Annotated in this window: 6 protein-coding genes; 2 read left to right on the forward strand and 4 right to left on the reverse strand. The window is 62.7% G+C overall.

Annotation, left to right across the window (positions count from 1 at the left end; translation table 11 throughout):
- The first annotated feature begins 2 nt into the window (after positions 1–2).
- Positions 3–11,852 carry a non-ribosomal peptide synthase/polyketide synthase gene (locus ACI512_RS15530; protein WP_405121866.1) on the forward strand — a complete coding sequence of 3,950 codons (11,850 nt, stop codon included), beginning with the start codon at positions 3–5 and terminating at the stop codon, positions 11,850–11,852.
- 158 nt (positions 11,853–12,010) lie between these two features.
- Here ACI512_RS15530 and ACI512_RS15535 read toward each other — a convergent pair whose 3' ends face one another.
- Positions 12,011–14,446 carry a TonB-dependent siderophore receptor gene (locus tag ACI512_RS15535; protein WP_236383717.1) on the reverse strand — a complete coding sequence of 812 codons (2,436 nt, stop codon included), beginning with the start codon at positions 14,444–14,446 and terminating at the stop codon, positions 12,011–12,013.
- 110 nt (positions 14,447–14,556) lie between these two features.
- A complete protein-coding gene (locus ACI512_RS15540) occupies positions 14,557–16,209 on the reverse strand; it encodes a cyclic peptide export ABC transporter (RefSeq protein WP_044287024.1) in 1,653 nt (550 codons plus the stop codon).
- 200 nt (positions 16,210–16,409) lie between these two features.
- On the opposite strand from ACI512_RS15540, the gene ACI512_RS15545 reads away from it, so the two are divergent.
- The gene (locus tag ACI512_RS15545) at positions 16,410–17,240 is read left to right on the forward strand and encodes a N(5)-hydroxyornithine transformylase PvdF (RefSeq protein WP_231807729.1); all 831 of its coding nucleotides are present in this window, start codon (positions 16,410–16,412) and stop codon (positions 17,238–17,240) included.
- Positions 17,241–18,114: 874 nt separating this feature from the next.
- Here the strand turns inward: ACI512_RS15545 and ACI512_RS15550 are convergent.
- Together ACI512_RS15550 and ACI512_RS15555 are read right to left on the reverse strand one after the other, a co-directional pair.
- Positions 18,115–18,975 carry a formylglycine-generating enzyme family protein gene (locus ACI512_RS15550; protein ID WP_046036819.1) on the reverse strand — a complete coding sequence of 287 codons (861 nt, stop codon included), beginning with the start codon at positions 18,973–18,975 and terminating at the stop codon, positions 18,115–18,117.
- A 33-nt stretch (positions 18,976–19,008) separates the two neighbouring features.
- A complete protein-coding gene (locus ACI512_RS15555) occupies positions 19,009–20,280 on the reverse strand; it encodes an aminotransferase class V-fold PLP-dependent enzyme (protein ID WP_236383875.1) in 1,272 nt (423 codons plus the stop codon).

Below are 20,280 nucleotides of genomic sequence, written 5' to 3' on the forward strand. Positions count from 1 at the left end.
CCATGCTTTCCAACCCTAATATCGATCTGGTTTCGCGCTTTCTTCGCCTGCCTCTGGAACAGCGCCAGCAGTTTTACCAGCGCCTGCAAAGCCGGGGCATGAGCTTCGCCCAACTGCCGATTGCCTCGATCCGTGAGGACGGCCAGAGTCTGCCGTTGTCCTACGCGCAGGAGCGCCAGTGGTTTCTCTGGCAACTGGACCCGGACAGCGCCACTTATCATATTCCCGGCGCACTGCGTCTGCAGGGCCGACTGGACCTGGCGGCCCTGCAACGCGCATTCGACAGCCTGCTGGCCCGCCATGAAAGCCTGCGCACACGCCTGGTACAGGACGGCGAGCGCCTGCTGCAAAGCGTAGCGCCCGAGGCGCGCATCGAGATTCACCAGGACGTTGCCGACGAACACCCATTGATGGCGCGCATCGAAGCCGAGATAGCCCGGCCTTTCGATTTGCAGGCGGGGCCGTTGTTGCGCGTGACCTTGCTGCAACTGGCCGAAGACGAGCATGTGCTGGTGATGGTGCAGCACCACATCATTTCCGATGGCTGGTCGATGCAGGTCATGGTCGAGGAACTGGTGCAGTTCTACGCCGCGCACAGCCAAGGCCAGGAGGTGCAATTGCCGGGCTTGCCGATCCACTACGCCGACTACGCGCTGTGGCAGCGCAGTTGGATGGAAGCCGGGGAGAAGGCCCGTCAATTGGCCTACTGGCAGGACCTGCTGGGCGGTGAGCAACCGGTGCTGGAATTACCCCTCGACCATCCGCGCCCGGCGCAGCAAAGCCATCGCGGCGCCAGCTTACAGGTGCATCTGCCGGCGGACCTGGTGGCCGGTATCAAGCGCCTGGCCCAGCAAGAGGGCGTGACCCCGTTCATGCTGTTGCTGGCCTCGTTCCAGACCCTGCTGTTTCGCTACAGCGGCCAGTCGGACATCCGCATCGGCGTGCCGAATGCCAACCGCAACCGCGTGGAAACCGAGCGGCTGATCGGCTTTTTCGTCAACACCCAAGTGCTCAAGGCCGACCTTGACGGGCAGATGAGCTTCGCCGAACTGCTGCAACAGGCCAAGCGCCGCGCCCTGGAAGCCCAGGCGCACCAGGACTTGCCGTTTGAACAATTGGTGGTAGCGCTGCAACCTGAACGCAGCCTGAGCCATAACCCGCTGTTCCAAGTGATGTTCAACCACCAGACCGACGCCCAGGGCGGGCGCGATGGCCAGCAATTGCCTGGCTTGCGGGTGGCGGAGCTGGATTGGGAGAGCCAGACCACGCATTTCGACCTGAGCCTGGACACCCATGAGTCCGCCGAAGGCCTCTGGGCGGCGCTGACCTACGCCACCGACCTGTTCGAAAGCGCAACCATCGAACGCTTGGCGCAGCATTGGCAGAACCTGCTCCAGGCGGCAGTGAGTGCACCACGCAGCCGTCTTTGCGCGCTGTCGATGCTCGATGCCCCCGAACAACAGCGGATGCTCAAGGACTGGAATGCCCCCGCCACCGTCGCGGCGCCGCACGCCGTGCACCAGTTGTTCGAGGCCCAGGCCCGCGAACATCCGGCGCGCCAGGCGCTGGCCTTGGATGAGCAAACGCTGAGCTACGGTGAACTGAACCGCCAAGCCAATCGCCTGGCGCACTACCTGATCGCCCAGGGCGTAGGCCCGGAGGTGCTGGTGGGCATCGCGGTCGAGCGCTCCTTTGCCATGGTGGTCAGCCTGTTGGCGGTGCTCAAGGCGGGTGGCGCCTACGTGCCGCTTGACCCTGAATACCCGCGTGAGCGCCTGGTGCATATGCTCGACGACAGTGGTGTGCGACTGGTGTTGACCCAATCCCACCTGCGCGACCGCTTGCCATTGCCGGCCGATCTGACGGCGCTGGACATCGACCTGGCCGACGCGCAGTTGGCGCAGTGTGCCGAGCACAACCCGCCTACCGCGTTCGAGCCCCGCAGCCTGGCGTATGTCATCTACACCTCCGGCTCCACCGGCAAGCCAAAAGGCGTTGCCATCAGCCATGCGGCATTGAGCGAGTTCGCCGGTATCGCGGCCGAGTATTCGCGCCTGGTCGCGGACGACCGCGTACTGCAGTTCGCGACGCTGAACTTCGATGGTTTTGTCGAGCAGCTGTACCCGGCCCTGACCCTGGGCGCGACGGTCGTGTTGCGCGGGCCGCAGTTGTGGGACGGCGCTGACCTGTACCGGCAGATTATCGACCAAGGCATCACCCTGGCCGACTTGCCCACCGCCTACTGGAAACTGTTCCTGCAGGATTGCCTGGCAGCGGGGCCACGGCCCTATGGCGCATTGCGCCAGGTGCATATCGGCGGCGAAGCGATGCCGCTGGATGGCCCGGTGCTGTGGCGGCGCGCGGGGCTGGGGCATGTACGCCTGCTCAATACCTACGGGCCGACCGAGGCCACGGTGGTGTCCAGCGTGCTCGATTGCAGCGATGACAACGCCGTGATTGGCGCCACTGCCAGCCCGATTGGCCGCGCGTTGCCGGGGCGTGGCCTGTATGTGTTGGACCGTGACCTTAACCTGTTGCCGGTTGGCGCGGTGGGGGAGCTGTACATTGCCAGTGCCAGTGGCTTGGCCCGTGATTACCTGCAACGCCCGAGCCTGACCGCTGAACGTTTTGTCGCCGACCCGTTCAGCACCCTGGGCGAGCGTCTTTACCGCACCGGTGACCTGGCGCGTTATCGCGCCGACGGGGTGATCGAATACGTCGGTCGCGTCGACCATCAGGTCAAAATCCGCGGTTTCCGAATCGAGTTGGGTGAGATCGAAGCGCTGCTGTTGGCCCAGGAGGCCGTACGCGAAGCCTTCCTGCTGGCGGCTGACAACCAGTTGGTGGCCTACCTTGTGCCGGCCCAGCCGTTGTCCGCCGCCGAGCATGCGGCGGCGGGCGAAACGCTCAAGGCCACTTTGCGTGAGCAACTGCCCGATTACATGGTGCCTGCGCACCTGATCTTCCTCGACCGCATGCCGTTGAACCCCAACGGCAAGCTTGACCGCCAGGCGCTGCCCAAACCCGATGGCAGCGCGGTGCAACAGGCCTGGCAGGCACCGGTTACGCCACTGCAACAGCAGGTTGCGGCGATCTGGGCTGATATTCTTGGCGTCGAGCGTGTGGGCCTGACCCACCACTTCTTCGAACTGGGCGGGCATTCGCTGCTGGCCATGCAGGTGGTCTCGCGCATTCGCCAGGCATTGAGGCTCGAAGTGCCGCTCAAATTGCTGTTCGAGCAGCCGCGCCTGGAGGGGTTTGTCGCCGCACTGACCACCCAGGCCCCAGGCGCGCCGACCGCGCCCGCGCTGTTGCCGGTAGGGCGGGACCAGCAGTTGCCGCTGTCCTACGCCCAGGAGCGCCAGTGGTTTTTATGGCAACTGGAGCCGCAAAGCGCCGCGTACCACATCCCCAGCGCCTTGCGTTTGAAAGGGCAGCTTGACCTGGGTGCACTGCAACGCAGTTTCGATACCTTGCTGGCCCGGCATGAAAGCCTGCGCACCCATTTGCGCCAGGAGCGCGACCGCACGGTTCAAATCATTTCACCGCAGGTGTCGTTGCCGATAGCGCACGCTGAGGTGCAGGAAGCGCAGCTCAAGGCGCGGGTCGAGGCCGAAATAGCCCAACCCTTCAATCTGGAACAAGGGCCTTTGCTGCGGGTTTCGTTGCTGCGCATCGCCGCTGATGAACATGTCTTGGTATTGGTGCAGCATCACATCGTGTCCGATGGCTGGTCGATGCAGCTGATGGTTGAAGAGCTGGTGCAACTGTATGCGGCCTACAGCCAGGGACAGGTGTTGCAATGGCCGGCGCTGCCGATTCAGTACGCCGACTACGCCGTATGGCAGCGCAACTGGATGGAGGCGGGCGAGAAGGCCCGTCAACTGGCGTATTGGCGCGACATGCTCGGCGGTGAGCAGAGCGTGTTGGCGTTGCCGTTCGACCACCCACGTCCGGCTGTGCAAAGCCATCGTGGCGCGCGCCTGGCATTCGAACTGCCCGGCGCGTTGACCCAAGGCCTCAAGGCCCTGGCCAAGCAGCAGGACGTGACCTTGTTCATGCTGCTATTGGCCTCGTTCCAGACGTTGCTGCATCGCTACAGTGGCCAGGAAGAGATCCGTGTCGGGGTGCCGATCGCCAACCGCAATCGCAGCGAGACCGAGCGTCTGATCGGTTTCTTCGTCAACACCCAGGTGCTCAAGGCCGATCTCCACGGCCAGATGAGCGTCGAGCAACTGCTGCAACAGGCCCGGCAACGGGCGCTGGACGCCCAGGCCCACCAGGACCTGCCCTTCGAACAACTGGTGGAAGCGCTGCAACCCGAGCGCAGCCTGAGCCACAACCCGTTGTTCCAAGTGATGTTCAACCACCAGACCGACGTGGGCCAGGCTCAGGTTCAGCAGCAACTGCCGAATCTTTCGGTAGAAGGGCTGGAATGGGAAAGCAAGACGGCGCATTTCGACCTGGACCTGGATATCCAGGAATCCACCGAAGGTATCTGGGCCACGCTCGGCTATGCCCAGGACCTGTTTGAGGCCAGTACCGTGCAACGCATGGCGCGACACTGGCAGAACCTGTTGCAAGGCATGGTTGCCGACCCACGGCAGAATCTCAGCCAATTAAACCTGCTGGACAACGCCGAACGGCAACAGATTCTTCAACTGTGGAACCAGAGCGATGCCGGCTTCTCGGCCAAGCGCCTGGTGCACGAGTTGGTGGCCGACCGCGCCGGGGAAACCCCCGAGGCGGTGGCGGTGAAATTTGGCGAGCAACAGCTGACTTACGGCGAGCTGGACCGCCAAGCCAACCGCCTGGCCCATGCATTGATCGCCCGTGGTGTCGGCCCCGAAGTGCGCGTGGCGATTGCTATGCCGCGCAGCGCCGAGATCATGGTGGCGTTCCTGGCAGTGATGAAAGCCGGTGGCGTCTACGTGCCGCTGGACATCGAATACCCGCGTGACCGCCTGCTGTACATGATGCAGGACAGCCGCGCCCGATTGCTGTTGACCCATTCGGCGGTGCAACAGCGCTTGCCGATTCCAGACGGCCTGGAAGTCCTTGCCGTGGACCAGACGCAAGCCTGGTCCGCTGACGACGACACCGCACCCGAGGTGGCGCTGGACGGCGACAACCTGGCCTACGTGATCTACACCTCCGGCTCCACCGGCATGCCCAAAGGCGTGGCGGTGTCCCACGGCCCGTTGGTGGCGCACATCATTGCCACCGGCGAGCGTTATGAAACCGGCCCGGCCGATTGCGAACTGCACTTCATGTCGTTCGCCTTCGATGGCTCCCACGAAGGCTGGATGCACCCGCTGATCAACGGTGCCAGCGTGCTGATTCGCGATGACAGCCTGTGGCTGCCGGAATACACCTACCAGCAGATGCATCGCCATCACGTGACCATGGCGGTGTTCCCGCCGGTGTACCTGCAGCAGCTGGCCGAACATGCCGAACGCGACGGTAACCCGCCGAAGGTTCGTGTGTACTGCTTCGGCGGTGATGCCGTGGCCCAGGCCAGCTATGACCTGGCGTGGCGCGCGCTCAAGCCGACTTACCTGTTCAACGGCTACGGCCCGACCGAAACCGTGGTCACGCCGTTGCTGTGGAAAGCCCGCCGTGGTGACCCGTGCGGTGCCGTCTACGCACCGATCGGCACACTGCTGGGCAACCGCAGCGGCTACGTATTGGACGCGCAACTCAACCTGCAACCCATCGGCGTAGCCGGTGAGTTGTACCTGGGCGGCGAGGGCGTGGCCCGAGGTTACCTGGAGCGCCCGGCCCTGACCGCCGAGCGCTTCGTGCCGGACCCGTTCGGCAAACCCGGCAGCCGTGTGTATCGCAGCGGCGACCTGACCCGTGGCCGCCCGGATGGCGTGGTGGATTACCTCGGGCGCGTCGATCATCAGGTGAAAATCCGTGGCTTCCGTATAGAACTGGGCGAGATCGAAGCGCGTCTGCGCGAGCAGGACAGTGTCGGCGAAACCGTGGTGGTGGCCCAGGAAGGGCCGAGCGGCAAGCAACTGGTCGCCTATGTGGTGCCGCTGGACCCGTTGCTCGTCGACGACGCCGTGGCGCAGTCGACCTGCCGCGAAGCCTTGCGCCGCGCCCTGAAAACCCGCTTGCCGGACTATATGGTGCCCACGCACCTGATGTTCCTTGAGCGCATGCCGCTGACGCCGAACGGCAAGCTCGACCGCAAGGGCCTGCCGCGCCCGGATGTCAGCCAGATGCAGCAGGTGTACGTGGCGCCACAGAGTGAGCTGGAGCAGAAGATCGCGGCGATCTGGTCCGACGTGCTGCGTCTGCCACGTGTCGGTTTGCACGATAACTTTTTCGAATTGGGCGGTGACTCGATCATCTCGATCCAGGTGGTCAGCCGTGCCCGACAGGCCGGTGTGCGCTTCACGCCCAAGGATCTGTTCCAGCACCAGACGGTCCAGAGCCTGGCGGCCGTGGCCCGGGAAGGCGAGGGCGCGGTGGTGCTGGATCAGTCGGCATTGACCGGCGAGTTGTTGTTGCTGCCTGTCCAGCAGGCGTTTTTTGCCGATGACATTCCCCAGCGTCACCACTGGAACCAGTCGGTGGTGCTACAGCCACACCAGGCGTTGCAGGCGCCGCTGCTGGTGGCGGCGCTGCAGGCCTTGATCGTGCATCACGACGCCCTGCGCATCGGTTTCGTCCAGGGCGCGGCAGGCTGGAGCGCGGCGTATCGCGGGCCGCAGCAGCATCAGGCCGAGCAGGTCCTGTGGCAGACCACCTTGAATGCGGTCGAAGAGTTGGAGGCCCTGGGTGAGGAAGCCCAGCGCAGCCTCGACCTGAGCGAAGGGCCGCTGCTGCGTGCAGTGCTCGTGGATCTGGCCGACGGCTCCCAGCGCTTGCTGCTGGTGATTCATCACTTGGTGGTGGACGGTGTGTCCTGGCGCATCCTGCTGGAAGACCTGCAAACGGCTTACCGCCAGCTTGCCCAAGGTGCCACGGTCGTGTTGCCCGCCAAGACCAGCGCGACCCGGGCCTGGGCCGAGCGTCTGCAAACCTATGCACGCAGCGCCGCACTGGCGCAGGAACTGGCCTGGTGGCAGACGCAGTTGCAAGGCAGCCCCACTGGCCTGCCGGGGGCCGATCCACAGGCCAGCGTGAGCAACCGGCATGCACTGAGCGTGACCACCCATCTGGATCAGGCTTTCACGCGGCGTCTGTTGCAGGACGCCCCCAGTGCTTACCGCACCCAGATCAATGACCTGTTGCTGACCGCACTGGCGCGTGTCGTTGTGCGCTGGACCGGTGATGCGTCGATGTTGATCCGCCTGGAAGGCCATGGCCGTGAAGACCTGTTCGACGAGATCGACCTGACCCGTACCGTCGGCTGGTTCACCAGCCTCTACCCGGTGAAGCTGGTGCCGACCGATTCGCTGGCCGGCTCCCTCAAGCAGATCAAGGAGCAGTTGCGTGCGATTCCCGACAAGGGCCTGGGCTTTGGTGCCCTGCGTTACCTGGGGAATGCCGAGGCTCAACAGGCCCTGAGTGAACTGCCGCGCCCACGCATCACCTTCAACTACCTGGGGCAATTCGACGGCAGTTTTGACGGCGGCGAACAGGAAGGCTTGTTCGTCCCCTCCGGTGATGGCAGTGGTGCCGAACAGAGTGCCGAGGCACCGCTGGGCAACTGGTTGGAAATCAACGGCCAGGTCTACGCCGGCGAATTGAAGTTGAACTGGAGCTTCAGCCAGCAGATGTTCGATGAGGCGACCGTACAACGCCTGGCGGATGACTACGCGACGGAACTCAAGGCGTTGATCGAGCACTGTGGTGTCAACCAGGGTGTCACGCCTTCGGACTTCCCGCTGGCGCGCTTGTCCCAGGCGCAACTGGACAGCTTGCCGGTGACGGTGGCTGACATCGAAGACGTTTACCCGCTGTCGCCGATGCAGCAAGGCATGCTGTTCCAATCGCTGTACGGCGAAGGCTCGGGTGACTACATCAACCAGATGCGCATCGATGTCGAGGGCCTGGATGTACCGCGCTTCCGCCAGGCCTGGCAGGCGGCGGTCGACAGCCATGAGATCCTGCGCAGCGGTTTTCTCTGGCAGACCGAGCTTGAGCAGCCGTTACAGGTGGTCTACAAGCAGATGCGCATGCCGTTCACCGAGCTGGACTGGCAAGGTCGGCCCGGCAGCAGTGCGGCACTCGATAGCCTGGCCGAGTCGGCGCGGGCCCAGGGGTTCGTGCTGGAACAAGCGCCGTTGCTGAGCCTGACGGTGGTCCGTACGGGGGCGTCCGGTTATCACTTGATCTACACCAACCACCACATCTTGATGGACGGCTGGAGTGGTTCGCAGTTGTTTGGCGAGGTGTTGCAACATTACGCCGGTGAACCGCTGCGTGCGCCCATCGGGCGTTACCGCGATTACATTGCCTGGCTGCAGGCACAGGACAAGTCGGTCAGCGAGGCATTCTGGAAAGAGCAACTGCGCAACCTGCAGGAGCCAACCCGCTTGGCCCGTGGTGTACAAGCTGCGCACAGCGAGGCGCTGGCCGTCAACGGCGAGCATCGTCTGAACCTCGACGCCAGCCAGACCGCTCAGCTCAAGGCCTTCGCCCAGCGCAATAAAGTCACCCTCAATACGCTGGTGCAAAGCGCCTGGCTGCTGCTGTTGCAGCATCACACCGGGCAGTCCACCGTGGCGTTCGGCGCCACTGTGGCAGGCCGTCCGGCGCAATTGCGCGGTATCGAACAACAGGTCGGTCTGTTCATCAACACCTTGCCCGTCGTGGCCACGCCGGATGCACAGATGACGGTCAGCCAGTGGCTGCAGCAGATCCAGGCGCAGAACGTGCGCTTGCGTGAGCAGGAGCATTCGCCGCTGTTCGAGATCCAGCGTTGGGCCGGGCTGGGTGGCGAGGCGCTGTTCGACAGCATTCTGGTGTTTGAGAACTACCCGGTGTCCGAAGCGCTGGAGCAGGGCGCACCTTCGGGGCTCACGTTTGGCGCCGTCCACAGCCTGGAGCAAACCCACTATCCGTTGACCGTCTTGCTGGGCATTGGTGACACCTTGGGCCTGGAGTTCAATTACGACCGCCAGGCATTCAGCGCGGCGCATATCGAACGGTTGGCCGAGCACTTCCAGCAGGTGTTGCAGGCATTGGCAGTGGACGGCGCACAGCGTCTGGCAACGTTGCCTTCGCTGGCCCGTTCCGAGCGCGAAACGGTCCTGCATGCCTGGAACGCCACGGCCACGGACTACCCGCTGCACCTGCCGGTGCATCAGTTGATCGAAGCCCAGGTGGTGCGCACGCCGGACGCACCGGCGCTGGTATTTGCCGGGCAGGTGTTGAGTTACGCCGCGCTTAACCGCCGGGCAAACCGCTTGGCGCATCGCCTGATGGCGGCTGGCGTCGGGCCGGATGTCCTCGTGGGGCTGGCGGTTGAGCGTTCGATTGAAATGGTCGTTGGCCTGCTGGCGGTACTCAAGGCAGGTGGCGCTTATGTGCCGCTGGACCCGGAATACCCCCGCGATCGATTGGCCTACATGCTGCAAGACAGCGACGTGAAGCTGTTGTTGACCCAGGCGCATTTGCTGGAGCAACTGCCGATTCCAACGGGCTTGCACAGCCTGGTGCTGGAGCAGGGCGATGAGGGGTTGCAGGCCTACGCCGAGCGGAATCCGCAGGTCGCCGTCGATGGCGAAAACCTCGCCTATGTGATTTACACCTCGGGCTCCACCGGCCAACCCAAAGGTGCGGGTAACCGCCATTCGGCGCTGACCAACCGGCTGTGCTGGATGCAGCAGGCGTATGGCCTGGACGGCAGTGACACGGTCTTGCAGAAGACGCCGTTCAGTTTCGACGTGTCGGTGTGGGAGTTCTTCTGGCCGCTGATGACCGGTGCGCGCCTGGTGGTGGCAGCGCCGGGTGACCATCGTGATCCGGCCAGGCTGGTGAGCCTGATCACCGCCGAGCAAGTCACTACGTTGCACTTTGTGCCGTCCATGCTCCAGGCCTTCTTGCAGGATGCCGGCGTCGGCGCCTGTCACAGCCTGCAGCGCATTGTGTGCAGCGGTGAAGCGCTGCCGGTGGATGCCCAGCAACAGGTGTTCGCCAAACTGCCACGTGCCGGGTTGTACAACTTGTATGGGCCGACCGAAGCGGCAATCGACGTGACCCACTGGACCTGCGTCGACGAAGGGGGTGACGCCGTGCCGATTGGTCGGCCGATCGCCAACCTGGGCTGCTACGTGTTGGACGGCAACTTGGAACCGGCACCCGTTGGCGTGTTGGGTGAACTCTATCTCGGCGGCGTCGGCCTGGCGCGCGGTTATCACCGTCGGCCGGCGCTGACCGCCGAACGCTTTGTGACCGATCCGTTCGGCAGTGGCACCCGGTTGTATCGCACCGGGGACCTGGCGCGTTATCGCGACGATGGGGTGATCGAGTACGCCGGGCGCATCGATCACCAGGTCAAGCTGCGTGGCTTGCGCATCGAGTTGGGTGAAATCGAGGCCCGCCTGCTGGAGCACGCGTGTGTGCGTGAAGCGGCGGTGCTCGCCGTGGACGGTACGCACTTGGTGGGCTATCTGGTGCTGCAGGCGCCGAGCGAGGATTGGAAAGCACAGGTGGCGATGCACCTGGCGGCGCAGTTGCCGGACTACATGGTGCCGGCGCAGTGGGTGGTGTTGACACAGATGCCGCTGAGCCCCAATGGCAAGCTGGATCGCAAGGCGTTGCCTAAACCGGAGGCGCAAGGCGCGGACGCTTATCAGGCCCCGCAAAGCGCCATCGAGCAGCACGTCGCGGCGATCTGGCGTGATGTCCTCGGTGTCGAGCGCGTAGGGCTGAACGACAACTTCTTCGAGTTGGGCGGTCACTCCTTGCTGGTGCTGATGCTCAAGGAGCGTATCCGTAAAGTCAGCGGTGTCGGCTTGTCCGTCAGCCAGTTGATGCTTAACCCGACGGTACGCGGCCAGGTCAACTGCCTGCAGGGCGACGCGCGCAGCTCGTTGATCGTCAAGCTCAACAGCCAGTCCGAAGGCACACCGTTGTTCATGTTCCACCCAAGCTTCGGTTCGGTGCATTGCTACACCGCGATTGCCCTCGCGCTCCGGGAGCAGCGTCCGGTGTTCGGGGTGATTTGCCGTGCATTGGCCGAAGACGGTGCAGCAGTACCCGAATGGCAAGCCATGGTCGAGGATTACGCCGAGCAACTCCTGTTGGCCCAACCCCAGGGCGCCTTCCGCCTGGCAGGCTGGTCGTTGGGTGGCAACCTGGCGATGGAAGTCGCCTACGTGCTGGAGCAAGCGGGACGTGATGTCGAGTTTGTCGGCTGGATCGACGCCGCGCCGCCGCAGTGGCTCACGCCTTATTGGCAGGCGGTCGTCACCGAGGATGACCGTGAAGTCTCGGCGAACGAGCGGCGTGCGGCCTTGTTGGGCGTGATGTTCCCGGCGTTTGCCGTGCGGATTCAGGCGGCCTGGCAGCAATGTCAACGCGATGCCCAAGACGAAGCGGGGCAATGGCAAGGGTTTATCGCCTGGGCCGAGCAGACCCTGGGCGACGCTTTTACCGGTATCAAGGACGAGTTGCTGCGTGGCAATGAGGCGCAGATTTCCTGGGAGGTCGACCGCGCGCTCAGTGAGCGTCTGTCGGCGGCGGACTTCAAGCCGATCAAGGCCCCGGTCAGTTGCTGGTGGGCGTCCATGAGCCGCGCCGGGCAGTTCAAGGAGCTGATCGAGCAGCACATGGCAAGCACCCTTGTTCAGGGGCGGATCGAGCGTTCAGTGGTGATCGAGACTGATCACGACGGGATCATCGACAGTGCCGAGTTCATCCGTAGCCTGGTGGCCGCAATGGAATAACACCTCAAGTGATGAACACTGAACCTGTGGCGAGGGGGCAAGCTCTCTCGCCACAGGGGACTCGCCACAGGGGAGGGCGGGGCACAAAAAAGCCCGATGAAAGCAGCGCTTCCATCGGGCTTTTGGTTGATCGCCGCCAGGGCGATCAAGGCATCACATCAGAAGTCCCAGCGGGTGCTGAACATCACGTTGCGCGGCTCGCCGTAGGCCGCCGAGTTATAGAAGCCCACGTTGGTGTAGTAGGACTTGTCGAAGATGTTGTTGAAGTTGACAGTCGCCGAGAGGTTCTTGGTGACCTGGTAGCGGGTCATCAAGTCCACCAGCCAATAGGACTCCTGGGTGATGTCCTGGTTGGTGTTGAGCTGCGAGTTGTAGATTTCATTCCAACCCTTGCTCTGCCAGCGCAGGCCGCCACCGATGGTGAACTTGTCGAGGTCGCCCTTGAGTTTGTAAGTGGTGTTCAGGTTGACCTGGTGCTCAGGTTCGAAGGTGGAGATCTTCTTGTCGTCTGCGTCCCGCACGATCTTGTGGGTGTAGCCACCCTGTACTTGCCAGCCCGGCGCCAGCTCACCTGAGATTTCTGCTTCGTAACCCTTGGTGACGGCCTTGGAGCTCTTGAACGCATAGTTTTGCGGGGAAGGAGTCTGGTTGTTATAGGCATCGTCCGGGATGGCACGGTTGTCTTCATGCACTTCGAAGTAGGCAATGCTGGTGTTCAAGCGACCGTCGAGAAACTCGCCCTTCAGGCCCAGCTCGTAGTTTTGGCCTTCGTCCGGTTCCAGCAACGTCTGGTTGCGGTCTTTGTACGTGCTTTCCTGGGGTTGGAAGATATCGGTGTAGCTGGTGTACACCGAGAGATTGTCGTTCAGGTCGTAGATCACGCCGGCATACGGCACGAACCGGCCGGTTTCCTTGTAGGAAGGGTTGATACCGGTGACGTGGTAGTTGGCGACGCGCCCACCGAGGATCACGTGCAGGTCATCCATCACGTTCAAGCGTGTGGTCATGTAGTAGCCGGTCTGGCGGATGGTATCGTCGTTGTATTGCTGGACAGGGCCGTAGATCGGCTTGGCAATGTGGCCATTCCAGTTATAGAAATCGACTTTATTGCCGCCTGGCCATTCCGGCGACCAGTACCCCTTGCCTTGCCAACGCGACGTGCCGATTGAGCCGCCCACCACCAGTTCATGTTCGCGGCCAAACAGGCTGAAAGGCCCGGTGGCGTAGAGGTCGGCGGAGGTGCTTTTGGTTTCGCCGGTGTATTTCTGACCGTTGACCTCGGCGGTGCCATCGGCTGCCGGCTGGACAAACTGGATCGAACCGAGGTCGGCATGGTAGCTGTTGATCTTGTGGTCGAGCTGGAATTTGGTGACCCAGCCGTCACCCATATCATGCTCAAGCATGGCAAAGGCGGTGCGGGTGTTCTGTTCCCAGGAGCTCCAGGTGGCGCCGTTGTTGTAGGAGCGTGGCATCTTGTTGATGCTGCCGTTGGAGTTGACCAGCGGGAACGAACCGGACCAGCTGGAGCCTTTGGGCGTGTTGTCCTGATAGTCGAAGCCGACAGTCAACATGGTGTCGGGGGACAGGTCGAACTCGGTAATGCCGTAGTAGGTTTCGGTCTTGCGCGAGTAATGGTCCATGAAGGACTTTTTGTCCTGGTACGCCGCCACTGCACGGCCCCGGACATTGCCGCTGTCGGTCAACGGGCCGCTCACATCCACTTCGCTGCGATAGTTGTCCCAGGAGCCGGCGCCCAATTGCACATGGCCCTTGAACTCCGACGTCGGCTTCTTGCGGATCAAGTTGATGGTCGCGCCCAGGGAGCCGGCGCCGTTGAGCAGGCCGGTGGCCCCCTTGAGCACTTCGACGCGATCGTAGATCGCCATGTCGCTGAGGGTGTTCCCCGCCGAGTAGCCGACGTTGCGCACGGTGGACGGAATACCGTCGTACTGGAAACTGTTGACCGAGAACCCACGCGAGTAATAGTTGGTACGGTCGGTGTCATAGGCCGATACGGTGATGCCAGGCGTGTGGCGCATCACGTCATCGACGCTGTTGAGGCTGAAGTCCTCGATATGTTGACGGGTAATCACCGTGATCGACTGCGGGGTTTCCCGCGGGGTCAGGGTCAGCCGCGTGGCCGTGGCAATGGTGCCCGGCGTGTAGGAGCCGGAGCCCTCGGTGATGTTGCCCAGCACGTTGCCGGTCACTTGGGTCGGACTCAATTCCAGCCCGGCGGACGCGCCGGCGGCGGTAACGGTCAGCGCGTTGCCACTGAGGCTGTGAGTGGTCGAAGTGCCTGCCAGCAAGGTGTTGATCGCCTGCTGCGGATCCAGTTTACCTTTGATCGCCGTGCTGTTTTTTCCCGCCACGTCGGTCGGGCTGTACAGCACCTGCAGGTTGGCCTGGCGGCCGAATTCCTGCAGTGCACTCCCCAGTGCCTGTGCTGGAATATCCAACTCGATCTCCTGTGCCTGCACATAGCTGGCAACCGGCAGCGATACCGCTAGGGCAAGCGCGCTCGGCAGGAGGTTGATGTTCAGGGCCCTGGTTAGCGCTTTGCTCAGTGGGCTGAGACCGAGTCGTGCTGACATGGATGGTTTCTCTTCTATGTTTTAAGTGGGCAAATTTTAATGTTTGTTGAGGTTAGTTCTCATTACCACTAGTGAGACGTTCCTACTTCTGAAAACCGGAAAAGAAAATGTCATGCAGGCTCCATTTCATGCACCACCTGGCCGGCGCGCAGCCGTACCAGCTGATCGGCGATGTCGAAATAGCGGTCGTCATGGCTGATCACGATGATGGTTTTGCCCAGGCGCTTGAGGTCCGGCAGCAGCTCGGTATAGAAAATCCGGCGGAAGGCCGGGTCCTGGTCGGCGGCCCATTCGTCGAACACCAGCACCGGGCGTTCTTCCAGCCAGGCGTTGACCAGTGCCAGGCGCTTGCGCTGGCCGGTGGACAGGTCTGTGGTGCTGAACACACCGTCCTTGACGCTGACCTTGTGCGCGATCTCCAGGCGTTCCAGGTATTTAGTGGCGCTGTCCAGTGACTGGGTGGCGCTGCCCTGGACCAGGTCGTCGAACAGGTAGTAGTCGGCGAATACCGTGGTGAACAACTGGCGATAGTCATCGCGCTCGGGGTCGGTCACGGCCTCGCCGTTGAGCAGGATTTCGCCGGACTGCGGCGGGTAGAGCCCCAGCAGCAATTTGATCAGCGTGGTCTTGCCACTGCCGTTTTCGCCGACGATAAATACGATGTCGCCTTGGGCAATGCTCAGGTTGATCGGCCCCAGGTGAAACGGCTCGCTGCCTTCCACGGCCGGTGGGCTGTAGCTCACGTTTCGCAGTTCCAGGCTGTTGACAATCGGTGTCGGCGCCTCGCTGTCATCCATCAGCAGGTGCGGTTCAGGCGAGGAGAAGCGCTCCGACAACTCGCTGATACGCCCGAAGGCAATCTTCGCCTTGCCCACCACGGGCAGGTAACCCAGCAGGTGTTCCAGCGGGCCTTTCATGTACAACAGCACCAGCACGAAGCCGGTGATCACGGTCGGGTCCGGGTTCGGGTTATAGGCCTGCATCGCCAGGGCCAGGCCGATGACCACGAAGAACAGCATCGAGCCGAAGGTCTTGGCGAGGATGTAGATGTTGACCGAACGCACCTGGATATCGCTGATGCGGTCCGCCGTTTCCTGGATACGGTGGGTGTTCATGCGAAAGCGCCGTGGCCGATGCATGCGCAGTTCCTTGGCGCCGGACGCGATGGCGTTGTAATAACGCTGCAATTCGTCTTCATGGCTGCGTGCCAGGTCGAAGCCTTGGATTCCTTTGCCGCCGGCGATGAACTGCACGGCGCTGCCGATCACGATGGCGACGACCATCATCAGGAACATCGGCACCGACAGGTACGCCAGGTAGCCCAGGCAGCCGAGCGTCACCGTGGCGGCAATGGCCAAGGGCGTGAACGCGAAGGAGAAGTCGCTGATGGTGTCGACATCGTGGGTCAGCACCGGGATCAGTCGGTGGGAGCGGTAGCGCTCGATTTGCCCGATGGGCGCCGACAGCACCTTTTCACCCAGGTCTTTGCGCAGGGCGGCAATGATCCGTTGACCGACGTAGTTGGTGCCGATGTCGGAAATGATCGAGCTGACCAGCGCCAGCACGCACAAGGCTGCAAAGGTCAGGATCACGCCCTGGGTCATGCCTTGTGGCGAGTGCAGGGCATTATTGATCGTCGCCAGCAGCAACGTGATGGCCAGGCCGCCGGCCATGCCCAGGGCGACGGAGACGGTCACTATAGTGCGAAAAGGCCTGAGCAATGCGAGCAAACCGTTGAAGGCGCCGCGCTTGGGGTCGGTCATAAATACTTCCCGGAAAGTGAAAAAGAGGGGGCTGGGCACACAGACCCTTACCCATGACAAACGAAGTGTCGGCGCGACTATTTAGCTCGGCGTGCCCGGCGGTGGCCGCGATGGATAAATTGGGCGGGGCCTGGTTCGTTCTTGTGGTGTAGGCGCACGCGTATCGGCGCGTGCCTGATCTATCCAGTGAGAGCGAAACAATGACGAAAAAGAACCTGGTGTATGTGTGGTCCCTGCGCAATGCCGCTGCCGACAAGGCCGGGCAGCCGGTGGCCTACAAAGACCACGAGCGCTACATGATGTCGGTGCTGGAATCCCTGGCGGGGGCGCTGAACGACACGCCGCTGGGCGAGGCCTACAACCTGGTGGGGGTGGTGTATGACGATGACGAGCAGAACCCGCGTGACCAGCAATTGGTCAGCGACTACGGTTTTGCCTACACGCCGGGTCGTCAGTGGCTGTACCCGGCCGACTTGCGGGTGCAGGGGCGTCTGGTCAATGACTTGCTGTTGAGCGTGCCGTCCACCTATCGCCGCCTGCCACGGGGCAGCGCGGAACACATCGCCGGCAAGCAGGACTTCGAACGCCGCCTGCACGACACGCTGGTGGAACTGAAGGCGGATATCGTGGTGCTGGACGGCCTGCTGGTGATCCTCGACGAGCTGGTGCGTCCCGGTGCACCGTTTGCCCGCCGCATCATGAACATTCACCCGGGCATTACCCGCATCGAATCGCCCTACGAGCGCCGTGGCGCCTACGCGACCTGGAACGCCCTGTACGGTGCGCGTGGGCTGACGGTCACCGATTGGGCGACCAAGGCCACGACGCCATCGGAGCCGCTGTACCTCACGGGCGCGTCGTTCCACTACGTGGACAACGGCATCGACTCGGGCGAAGTGTTCCATGACGTGCTCAAGACCGAGATCTCGCCGGAGGACACCATCCTCGAACTGCGCTGGAACAACTTCAACAACAGCCTGTTTCCGGCGCTGCATGAAGGGTTGGCGTTGTTGGCGCGGAAGGGGCTCTAAAGCGGGCACAGTTAAAAATGTGGGAGGGGGCTTGCTCCCGCTGGCGGCCTGACAGCCGAGCGCCATCTAACGGTTAGACCGCGATCCAAATGTGGGAGGGGGCTTGCCCCCGATAGCGGTGTGTCAGTCGATTCATCAGGTGACTGATTCAGCGCCATCGGGGCATCGGTATCTACACCACCCTGGGTATAGCGCTGGACCTGTGGCGAGGGAGCTTGCTCCCGCCGGCGGCCTGACAGCCGAGCGCCATCTAACGGTTAGACCGCGATGCAAATGTGGGAGGGGGCTTGCCCCCGATGGCGGTGTGTCAGTCGATTCATCAGGTGACTGATTCAGCGCCATCGAGGCATCGGTATCTAAACAATTCTGGGTATGGCGCTGAACCTGTGGCGAGGGAGCTTGCTCCCGTGGCGGCCTGACGGCTGACCTGGATGTTGGATCAGACAGGGTACATATCCGTTAGTTAGGTAACGGCCACTATGGGTTCCGCTTTTACAGCGGCTCACTTTTGAAGAGCGCAAAAGTAAGCAAAACGCTCTTGCCCCAACACTCGGCACCTCGCTCACGCTCGGTGTGCCCGTAATCCGACAGGTATTTGGGGGGCCGCCGCCACGCGCCATCCATGGCGCGGGGCGGCTAAACCGGCATCCCTGCCGGTTTACCCCCCAAATCCCTGTCGAATTCCGGCCAGCGTGTTTGACGGGGCGCCTGAGATCAAAAGCGAGATCAAGATCAAGAGCGACTCGCTTCGCATCGTGGTTACCGTGGTTGCTACAGCGTTGTGTAGATACTTATGCCGCCGATGGCGGTAGGTCAGGTACTGATACACCCCCATCGGGGGCAAACCCCTTCCCACATTTGATCTCCTGCGTTATTACAGGTCGCGCACCACCCGAAACCCAATCCAATCCCCCCGCGTCTGCGGGTAGATGTTGTTGCGGTTGCCGGAGCGCGAGAACACTGGCGCTTCTCCCCAGTCATTGCCGCGAATCATGTAGCCCTCGCAGTTCGGCTCCATCCACGCACTGCCGTCGGTAGGCGCGCCGATGTAGTTGGCGTGCTCGCAGTCGGCCACCCGTTCGTAGACGTTGCCATGCATGTCGTACATGCCAAATGCATTCGGCGGGTAGCTGCCGACCGGCGACGAGTAGCTGTACCCATCGGCCGGGCCATAGGTGTTGGCGTGCTTGGCGATGCTGTAGCCCTTGCCCTCATCGAACGGGAAGGGGAACGGTCCGGTAGAACCGGCGCGGGCAGCGTATTCACGTTGGGCTTCGCTGACCATGTGGTACTGCTGGCCGGTTTTTTTCGACAGCCAGGCCACGTACTGCTTGATGTCCTCCATGTCCATGCACACTGCCGGCTGGCGCGGGCCCTGGGGGTAGCGCGGCTTGCTGGCGATGCATTCGCGGCCGGGGCGGGTGTCACCGTCGGCGATCTTCACTCCGGTCTGGCGGATGTAGCTGTCCCATTCGCCGGCGGTGATGTGGAAGCGGCTCATGGCGAACGGCTTGGCGAAGGTCACGTCGTGCATCGGGCCTTCATCCGGCTCGCGGCCGACTTCATCCTCTGGCGTGCCCATGGTGAAGGTGCCGGCGGGCAGCACCACCATTTCCGGGCAGTCCTTGCAGTCCTTGAACACTTTGCCGGGTTGTGGCGCGGCGGCCTGGGCCAGGCTTGGCAGCAAGGCACCGCACAGGGCGGTGAGTGCCAATGCCGTGAGGGGTTTGTTCATGGAGTCCTCTCATTCAACGTGGAAAAGTGTGCGTTACACCCGCTGGCCCAGCAACGTCATGAAGCGCTGGATTTCTGCGGAAGAGTTAAGCAGGCCAGGCGCGGTGCGGATCACCGGGCCGACATCACGGTCTACCGCGTCAATCACCACACGGTTTTTCATCATGTAGGCGGCTACGGCGTCACTGTCCTGGCCCTTGACCCTGAAAAAGGTAAAACCGGCCGACAGTTCGGGGCTGTGCGGGGTCACCAGTTCGATCTGCGGGTGTGTCAGCAGTTGCTCTTTCAGTTCGGTGTTCAGCGCATGGATGCGCGCCTGCACCTGCGCCTTGCCCAGCTGCAAGTGCAGCTTGAAGGCCTCGTCCGCTGCCCAGCGATGCTCAAAGGCGTGGTAGCCGCCTGGGGTCATGCTGGTGGCGAAGTCTTTGTCTTCGGAGAAGGTCGGCACCATGGGAATCACGTAGTTGTTTTGCGGGTCGCGGGCGCACACCAGTCCGGTGCCGCGTGGGCCGAACATCCACTTGTGGGTGCCGGCGATGAAGAAGTCGCAGTGCATGTCCGGGAAATCGAGGTTTTCCACGCCGAAACCATGCACGCCGTCGACCACGTAGAGGAGGCGGTCCTTGTCGTCACGGTTGCGGTTGTGTTCTTCCACCAGTTTGCCGATTTCGCCGATGGGCAGTTTCACGCCGCTGCCGGACTGCACCCAGGTCATGCCGAGTACGCGGGTGTTGGGGCGGATATTGCGCTGGATGTTGCCCAGTACCTCGTCGACGGACACGCGGTTGGCGTTGTCGAACAGGTGAATCTTGCGAACCTGGGTCTGCTCCTTGCGCACGCGAAAGTCCAGGCTGTACTCGGTGGCATAGTGTTCGTGGACGGTGGTGAGGATCTCCTGGTCCGGCCGTACCTTGATCCCGCCATAAATCATCGCCAGCCCTTCGGAGGTGCTGCTGGTGAGGGCGATCTGCGCCGGTGCGGCCTTCAGGTAGCGGCCGGCCCACTCGCGCACCTGGCCTTCGCGCTTCCAGGCTTCCTGCAGGTCCCAGTCCATGGCCAGCCCTGGGTTGCGGTCGATCTGTGCGCGGTAACGCTCAATGGCCTCGCGCACCGGCTTGGGGTGCGTAGCCACCAGGAAATTGGAAAAGTGCAGGTAGTCCGGGTCCTGGTTGAACAGTTGCTTGAGCCCCGTCCATGGGGCATCGGTTGCGTTGGCGGCGACGGCCTGCGGGAGCAGGGCGGCGCCCAGTGGCAGGCTGGCGGCAAATACACCAGCCTGTTTGAGGAACGTACGGCGGTCGGTCAT

The sequence above is a fragment of the Pseudomonas petroselini genome (assembly GCF_045037875.1).
In the GTDB taxonomy this organism is placed as follows: domain Bacteria; phylum Pseudomonadota; class Gammaproteobacteria; order Pseudomonadales; family Pseudomonadaceae; genus Aquipseudomonas; species Aquipseudomonas petroselini.

Bases quoted from the DNA above. Each gene is read 5' to 3' on its own strand.
- ACI512_RS15540 (WP_044287024.1), bottom strand. From the start codon at position 16,209: ATGACCGACCCCAAGCGCGGCGCCTTCAACGGTTTGCTCGCATTGCTC.
- ACI512_RS15530 (WP_405121866.1), top strand. From the start codon at position 3: ATGCTTTCCAACCCTAATATCGATCTGGTTTCGCGCTTTCTTCGCCTG.
- ACI512_RS15545 (WP_231807729.1), top strand. From the start codon at position 16,410: ATGACGAAAAAGAACCTGGTGTATGTGTGGTCCCTGCGCAATGCCGCT.
- ACI512_RS15555 (WP_236383875.1), bottom strand. From the start codon at position 20,280: ATGACCGACCGCCGTACGTTCCTCAAACAGGCTGGTGTATTTGCCGCC.
- ACI512_RS15535 (WP_236383717.1), bottom strand. From the start codon at position 14,446: ATGTCAGCACGACTCGGTCTCAGCCCACTGAGCAAAGCGCTAACCAGG.
- ACI512_RS15550 (WP_046036819.1), bottom strand. From the start codon at position 18,975: ATGAACAAACCCCTCACGGCATTGGCACTCACCGCCCTGTGCGGTGCC.